Source organism: Psychromonas aquatilis, assembly GCF_038155185.1.
Taxonomy (GTDB): domain Bacteria; phylum Pseudomonadota; class Gammaproteobacteria; order Enterobacterales; family Psychromonadaceae; genus Psychromonas; species Psychromonas aquatilis.
Genome location: NZ_JBAKAZ010000114.1, coordinates 1 through 2674, shown reverse-complemented (window position 1 = coordinate 2674; position 2674 = coordinate 1). Strand labels below are relative to the sequence as shown.

At 48.7% G+C, this 2674-nt stretch carries 1 protein-coding gene; it reads right to left on the bottom strand.

Features of this window, described 5'->3' with window-relative positions:
* Positions 1–2674, bottom strand: a 2674-nt coding sequence (locus V6256_RS15045; RefSeq protein ID WP_341599086.1) for an immunoglobulin-like domain-containing protein, incomplete at both ends; no start/stop codon positions are given.

Genomic DNA, 2674 nt, shown 5'->3' with positions numbered 1-2674 from the left:
TATCCGATAAGCTCACCACTGCTGTTGTTGAAGTATCTGCCACAGTCACCGTTGTCTTGCTGCTCGTCTCTAGCGCTTCGTAATTACCACCGTTATTGCTTTCAACGATGCTGTACTCTAACGCCTCAGCATCAAGGTACACATCTTCCCCATTTGGGTTGTCAAAGGTAACACGGCCTTCAGTTTGACCCACGACAATGGTAATTTGCTCACCATTGTTTAAGGTTAATACGAGGTCTGTCTCTTCTGGGGCATTATCCACTGTCGCAGTGATAGTAATCTCAGTGCCTTCCTCGACACTATTACTGCTCAGGGTAACCTTACTGGTATCCTTGGTATCGCTTACCGTTACCGTTGACGTCGCATCACTATTAAGCGCTTCGTAGTTGCCGCCCGTCGCGGAATCAATCGCGTAGGTCAGCTCTTCACCGTCAACATACGCATCGTCACCGTTTGGATTAGCAAAGGTCACACTGCCCGTCGTGTCACCCACGGCAATCGTGATCGTTTCACCATTATCTAATGTCACCACTAATGGCGTATCGACTGGAGCATTGTCCACCGAGGCGCTAATCGTGATCTCACCGCCTTCTTCAACGGTTGGGTTATCCAAGCTGATGGTGGTAGTTGCAATTGTGTCCGTCACCGTGATGGTCGCAACCGCGTCGGTATTCAATGTTTCATAATTACCGCCCGTTGATGCACTGATACCCACTGTCTGCGTGTCAGCATCTAAGTAAGTATCTTCTGTATTCGGGTTGGTAAAGCTCACGCTGCCCGTGGTTTGCCCTGCCGTGATAGTAATAAACTCACCATTATCAAGGGTTAAGACTAAATCATCACCTTGAGGCGCATCGCTGACAGTCGCTGTGATCGTGATATCAGTGCCTTCCGCCACCGTGTTATCCGACAAGCTCACCACTGCTACTGTTGAGGTATCTGTCACAGTCACCGTTGTCTTGCTGCTGGTATCTAACGCTTCGTAATTACCACCGTTATTGCTTTCAACGATGCTGTACTCTAACGCCTCAGCATCAAGGTACACATCTTCCCCATTTGGGTTGTCAAAGGTAACACGGCCTTCGGTTTGACCCACGGCAATGGTAATTTGCTCACCATTGTTTAAGGTTAATACCAGGTCTGTCTCTTCTGGGGCATTATCCACTGTCGCCGTGATAGTAATATCAGTGCCTTCCTCGGCACTATTACTGCTCAGGGTAACCTTACTCGTATCAAGCGTATCGCTTACCGTTACCGTTGACGTCGCATCACTATTAAGCGCTTCGTAGTTGCCGCCCGTCGCGGAATCAATCGCGTAGGTCAGCTCTTCACCGTCAACATACACATCTTCTTCGTTTGGATTAGCAAACGTTACACTGCCAGTAGTATGGCCAGCAGAGATCGTGAGCTCTTGTCCATTATTTAAATAGACAATTAAATCTGTACCTTCAGGTGCATTATCCACTGTCGCAATGATAGTAATATCAGTGCCTTCCTCGACATTATTACTGCTCAGGGTAACCTTACTGGTATCAATCGTATCGCTTACCGTTACCGTTGACGTCACATCACTATTAAGCGCTTCGTAATTACCGCCCGTTGCTGAGTCGATTGTGTAGGTCAGCTCTTCACCGTCAACATACGCATCGTCACCGTTTGGATTAGCAAAGGTCACACTGCCCGTCGTGGCACCCACATCAATGGTGATCGTTTCACCATTATCTAATGTCACCACTAATGGCGTATCGGCTGGGGCATTGTCCACCGAGGCGCTAATCGTGATCTCACCGCCTTCTTCAACGGTTGGGTTATCCAAGCTGATGGTGGTAGTTGCAATTGTGTCCGTCACCGTGATGGTCGCAACCGCATTGGTATTCAATGTTTCATAATTACCGCCCGTTGATGCACTGATACCCACTGTCTGCGTGTCAGCATCTAAGTAAGTATCTTCTGTATTCGGGTTGGTAAAGCTCACGCTGCCCGTGGTTTGCCCTGCCGTGATAGTAATAAACTCACCATTATCAAGGGTTAAGACTAAATCATCACCTTGAGGCGCATCGCTGACAGTCGCTGTGATCGTGATATCAGTGCCTTCCGCCACCGTGCTATCCGATAAGCTCACCACTGTTGCTGTTGAGGTATCTGTCACAGTCACCGTTGTCTTGCTGCTGGTATCTAACGCTTCGTAATTACCACCGTTATTGCTTTCAACGATGCTGTACTCTAACGCCTCAGCATCAAGGTACACATCTTCCTCATTTGGGTTGTCAAAGGTAACACGGCCTTCGGTTTGACCCACGACAATGGTAATTTGCTCACCATTGTTTAAGGTTAATACGAGGTCTGTCTCTTCTGGGGCATTATCCACTGTCGCCGTGATAGTAATCTCAGTGCCTTCCTCGGCACTATTACTGCTCAGGGTAACCTTACTCGTATCAAGCGTATCGCTTACCGTTACCGTTGACGTCGCATCACTATTAAGCGCTTCGTAGTTGCCGCCCGTCGCGGAATCAATCGCGTAGGTCAGCTCTTCACCGTCAACATACGCATCGTCACCGTTTGGATTAGCAAAGGTCACACTGCCCGTCGTGTCACCCACGGCAATCGTGATCGTTTCACCATTATCTAATGTCACCACTAATGGCGTATCGACTGGAGCATTGTCCACCGAGGC